This is a genomic window from Silvanigrella sp. (assembly GCF_044369315.1).
In the GTDB taxonomy this organism is placed as follows: Bacteria; Bdellovibrionota_B; Oligoflexia; order Silvanigrellales; family Silvanigrellaceae; genus Silvanigrella.
Genome location: NZ_JBIPMD010000208.1, coordinates 1 through 5,710 on the forward strand (window position 1 = coordinate 1; position 5,710 = coordinate 5,710).

Annotated in this window: 4 protein-coding genes; all 4 read left to right on the plus strand. The window is 29.6% G+C overall.

Annotation, left to right across the window (positions count from 1 at the left end; translation table 11 throughout):
* Positions 1-612 precede the first annotated feature (612 nt).
* The 4 genes from ACIQ56_RS13680 (at position 613) to ACIQ56_RS13695 (ending at position 5,418) form a co-directional block, all read left to right on the plus strand.
* A complete protein-coding gene (locus ACIQ56_RS13680) occupies positions 613-1,488 on the plus strand; it encodes a ParA family protein (RefSeq protein ID WP_397601605.1) in 876 nt (291 codons plus the stop codon).
* Positions 1,489-1,561: 73 nt separating this feature from the next.
* Positions 1,562-2,422 (plus strand): ParB/RepB/Spo0J family partition protein, encoded by an 861-nt coding sequence (locus ACIQ56_RS13685; protein ID WP_397601606.1) that lies wholly within the window; start codon positions 1,562-1,564, stop codon positions 2,420-2,422.
* Positions 2,423-2,432: 10 nt separating this feature from the next.
* The gene (locus tag ACIQ56_RS13690; protein ID WP_397601607.1) at positions 2,433-3,077 is read left to right on the plus strand and encodes a hypothetical protein; all 645 of its coding nucleotides are present in this window, start codon (positions 2,433-2,435) and stop codon (positions 3,075-3,077) included.
* A 340-nt stretch (positions 3,078-3,417) separates the two neighbouring features.
* Complete coding sequence (locus tag ACIQ56_RS13695) at positions 3,418-5,418, plus strand: hypothetical protein (protein ID WP_397601608.1); 2,001 nt, start codon at positions 3,418-3,420, stop codon at positions 5,416-5,418.
* Positions 5,419-5,710 lie beyond the last annotated feature (292 nt).

Genomic DNA, 5,710 nt, shown 5'->3' on the forward strand with positions numbered 1-5,710 from the left:
CAACGTATTGCCATTATTATAATCATACGATCAGTATGCTTCCACTTGAATTCCATCCCCACTCCCTCAAACATCACTCAAAAAAAGATACCTTACTCTTACTTGCTCTGTTTTTGCAACAGAACCTTATAAAAGCCCCCTCTATATAGGCTGTTTGAACTAGACTCTGTAACCGGACATTATATATAAAGTTATCTCTGGTAATATAAAATATCTAAGAAGGCTTACAATTATTCCAAGAGTTCTCTGAAATCTTGGAATATGAACTTTTTTTTGTTTTCCCGTTTTAAAATGATCGATTTTTTATTTAAAAATTTGAACTTCTCAAAAGTGATGACTACCGGTTATAGTTTCTGGCTCAAACGGGCTTCATTCGTTGTTAGCTTTAGAATTTTGTCAGGATAATAGAGCTTATCCTGAATAATTTGATTGAATTTCCTCGGATTATTTAATGATTCAAAAATCAAAATACTAGATCCTAGTTATAATTTAAAAATACTAATCAAAATATTTTTTAAATTAACAATAGGCAAAAAAAAATTGACACCTTGACTTAGGTCAGAGCTAGACTTAAAGTGTATTTAGTCTCTATTTTTTTTAAGGGGATTTAAAATGTCTAAAAAAACTAATATTATTTGTGTAGCTAATCAAAAAGGAGGAGTTGCTAAGACGACTACTGTTGTTAATTTAGCAGCAGCCTTTTCTAGTCTTGGTAAAAGTGTTTTGGTGATTGATTCTGATTATCAAGGTAATGCTACTGATATTTTAGGTATAAATCCTGTTGATGCTGAAAAAAAGAATTTGGCAAGAGCAATTTTAAAAGAGATACCATGCGAAAATGTTTATTTGAAATCTCCTGTTGCTTCTAATATTGATGTTATTGCTGGAACTCGCGAATTAACAGAAGCAGTTGTTCAAATGACAGGTCAAGTCCATCAACATCTTCTTTTAAAACCAATTTTATCGGAATATGTTTATGATAATTATGATATAGTCATTATTGATACTCATCCTACTTTAGATTGTCTATACATGTCAGCAATGACAGCTTCGCATTACTATCTTATGCCCGTGTTTCCAGATCCTGAAAGTGCAAAAGGCTTAGTGGATATGGTTCACTCAGCGGAAAAAATCAGGAAATATTTGAACCCATTACTATTTAATTTGGGTGCTATAATTTGTAGATATGATAAATCTTTTGCAACTCATCCAAAATTTGTGGAAAAAATTAGAGAATTAGCAAAAGCAGCTAATTTCCCAGTATGTGAAACATTAATTCCAAACTCTGCTTCAATACCTGCGGCAAGTGTTGCTAGTCAACCTGTTGTTACTTGGAAGCCTAATTCAATAATATCAAATGCTTACTGCGCTTTAGCCGGAGAATTGTTGCCAAGTCTTAAAGGTAAAAGAATGGGTAGGGTGCCAGTACCTAATATGGAACAAGTTTATAAAATTACAGATGAAGTTGAAGCAAGCGTTGAATTTTAATTGCGAACGCGTTCGCAAAAGAGATTTGAGTTTGAAATTGCGAACGCGTTCGCAAAAATAAAAGGATTATGAAATGAGCACTATACAATCCGCTGTAAATTTGAAACATGAACAAATAATTCAAAGATTTGAAAAAGATAAACTCTCTCGTGAACAAAATAAATACCATAATATAGAACAATACATAGGAAAAGTAGCATTTATACCAACAGAAGACATTATAATTGAAGAAAATTGTCGTAAGACTATAGATTATGATAGCTCTGAATTTCTTCAATTGATGGCAAGTATAAAGAGTGAAGGAATTTTACAAAATTTAGTAATAGAAATTAAAAAAGATGATGATATAAAACTTATATGTGTGTCTGGCCAAAGACGATTATTAATTGCTAAAGAAATTGGATTAGAAAAAGTACCTTGTTTAATTAAATCACATACCAACTCATCAGATTCATTAATTAGAAGTTTAGATGAAAATATTCTTCGCAAAGATTTACCTGCATTAGATTTAGCAGAGGCTTATTTAAGTCTATTAAATTCTAATATGCCAGTAGAAAAAATTGCTGAGAAATATGAGAAAAATGAAAGGACAGTGCAATATTATATTAATATTGCAAGGTTTCCTGAGGAAGTTAAAGCTATCATTAGAGAAAATCCTTCATTTTTTACAGTTAGAGTTCTATTAAATGAATTTGCAAAAAAGAAGTGGCTTACAAATGAAGTATTATTGAAGAAAATCAAGCAAAAAATTGAACCACAAGAAATTAATGAAATTAAAAATAATGTATTTAATGATATAGAAGAAAAAGTCTTAAAAAAAATTGGTATTCAAGTGAAATTACAAAAAGGAAAAAATGAAAATAGCGGTAAATTTTATTTATCATTTAAAGATCAAGATGAATTGAATAGAATACTTACTCTATTAGGAATTTAAATAGATTAAAATGGATAAAATTAATTTTAAACAAAAATTATTAAAAATTGAAAATGCAAGTGATTTACCTGAGTCATTTATTGAAAATATTTGTAAAATTGCATTACAGCAAGATAAAACGGACGACTTAAAGTGGATTACAAAATCAATTTTAACAGCTTCTAATAGGTTTAAACAACAACAAGAGCAGAAGAAAGAGAAAGAATTAAAACAAAATATAAAAAATAAAAAAGAAGTAAGAGCTAGTGAAAACACAACAATTCATGATAATGAAGGTTTGTATCAACTAATAGAACAACTACCAAGGGTTGAAAGTTTTTTAAAGTTCTTTCCTAAGATTGAAAAGATTGCATTCAAATATATTATTAATAATCATGGTCTTTGGACTCTCAAGTTATTGTCAGTATTGAGAGAGCCTAATAAGATTCATACAGAATGGGCAGTACATTTTACTTTTGTTTTAAGATTTGGATTTAATATTCAAAAATGTGTTGAATTAAACTTTCATAATGAACCTGATTTAATGTATACGACAGTAATTAATAGTAAAGAGTACTTAGATAGCGCTAATATCAGAAAAGAATATTGGAAATGGAAAAGAAAAGAAAAGAAAAGAATTTTTAATGAAGTAAAAAAAAGAAATGAAAATAGTTAAAATATGTTGAGATGTTATTTGAATTACTGAATATTGCTGTATAGAATTGGACTGAAAATAGAAAAGGGCTTTTTAAAAAAAGACCTAAGTTATTAACTCAAGTCATTCTCAAAAAACCCACTAAAGACAACTAGTCAAGTCTATAGTAGCCTATTGAGAGTGTCTTCGCAACAAGTTTAAGGCACTCTCATGCTTTTTTATTCAAAATTTTATCTATGTCATATTATCAGTCAAATAATTAGTATTAAAAATCAAATATTCCTTCTCAAATTTGATTTAAATAAATTAAATATAAATCAAATAGACACCCATAACCGAAAATTAGTTGTGAGGTGGTTCCATGTCAATTTCTAGCTCCATTAAAAAGTGTCCCTATAAAGGGGGAACACATGAATATAAGCGGTACTATGAAATTGATGGTCAAAGGCTAATTGCTTCTTGTTCAAGGATTTATGCACATTTGCAAAGTTGTGGGATAACTAATCCTACAGGTTCAATTGCTCTTCGCTATATTATGATTGATATAGATGCAGATAGATCTCATTCAAAATGGAAAGACTCGGAAGGCGCTTTAGACTGGCAAAAAATCCATACACATTTATCATCAAAATTATCTAAAATATATAATGCGATAGAGTACGTAACAAGGTCATATAGTAAAAAAGGGATACATTTAATATTTGGATTTTCAGCATTACCACTTGATGATTCAACTCGTAGAATGCAAGGCGCGTGTATACAATCTCAGAATTATATAATTAAAATATTAAATGATTCAGGGTTGGGTGCAGATGAAGGAGCTAGGGGTTTAAACCGTCATTTTTCAACATTTCGTAACACAGATAATATATTACACCAAAATAAAATACTAACAAAAAGAATAGAAAATGATAGGAGTAAAACCGATAAAAATGATAAAACTCCATACATATTAAATTTGCTTAAAGCATGTAAAAAAATAGCAAAAGATTTGGAATTGACTGATTGTTATAGGCTTTATAATCATTCAAAAGTTGAAGTAAAGATAGCAAAATTATATTTATATACACTTGGTTTACGTAGTATAGAGCCTATGATGAAATTAAATAAGAATTTAAAAGCTGAAGTCATCCACGAATTTAAAAGATGTCTACCACATGAAAATATAACGCTTACATTGAAGCAAATTGAACATATATCAGGGTTAACAAAAAAGAGTTTAAAGGATCTAAATTTTTTCAATAGAGATGAAATTTTAAATTTGTGGGATATAGATCATAATCTAGATGGATCTGTTACCTTATCTGCAAAAAATGTAAGCACAATAGCTAAAAGAATACTAAGGGCGAGTAGGGTATTAGCAGGCTTTAAAGTTGTAAATAAAATTGATCCAAGGCTTATAGAACCATGTCTTGTACAAGATGGAGAGCGTAATTTTGCCATTTGTTCTTGGGTTCTGTCCTATAAATGGGCAGGATGTGAAGAAAATGATGCGTTAGAAATGGTAAAATCCCTTGTTAAAGCTATTCCTGGGTATGAGTTTTCAAGATCTTGTAAAGAATCACAAGTTGCTGCAGTAGTTCGTTCTATTTACAAATACAAAGAAGAATTAACAGGAATTAAAGGAGAAGCTTTGCCACAATTTATGTGGGACGTTGCCAGTGAAAAAATCCGCATTAAATTCGGGCACGAAAAAAGAGGAAGGAATCCTGGGGGTCTCAGCAGCACTACAACTAAACACAAAGGAAACAAACTAAATTTAAAGATCCAAAATGTTTTAAAGATTAATTCTGAATTATCTTTAATTAATGCTAAAAAGTTTGCAATTGAAGATATTCAAAAAATTTATATTGATGAAAATTTAAGCAAAAGTAACATTGTTAAAATATCTTCTGTAAATATTGGAAGGAAGGATGGTTTTGCATGTTATGAAGGGAAATTTTATTCGTTAGGTTTGAAGTATTACGGTTGTAATATAAAAGTTACTGATGACCAAGAGTTTGTTTATTTTTATAGTAGTGCTTTATTGATTGCAAAGCATAAGAAAATAATAAGCAAGTCAAAAAAATACTCAATAAATGAAAATCATAAGTTAACATGGGACGAGATAAAAGAAAATAATTGCGGATTTTTATACAGAGCAAAGAAAATTGGGCTTGATTGTAGAGATTATATTTCTGCTTACTTATCAATGTGTGAAGGTTTTGTTGATAATCGCTATTTATGTGGAATTTTAGCATTAAAGGATAAGTTTGGTTCTGTTATTTTAAATAAAGCTTGTGGGATCGCATTAGAAAATAGAAATTTTAGTAGTAAGTACCTTAGAAAAATTGCACTAGATTTAAGCATCAAAATTGATTAAAAGAAAATGGATAGATTTGATTTTGGAGGTGTTGAGACTAAGCTCACTGAAGAAAAATGCGTCTAAAGGCTTTTAAACGTTTTAATTAAAATTTGCTTGTTAATAAAGGAAAACTTTCATTTATTAAGTTTATAAAAAATGTATATAAATCATGCAGTCTATAGACGGTTCTGTTGCAAATAATTAGGAGCCACGAAACATTGGTTTGTTACTTTTCAAGTAGGTTCCCATTAGGCGCAATTATCCAGCGAGGGAGCGAAATTGCTCCCAAATAGGCAAATGACTTTTAAAT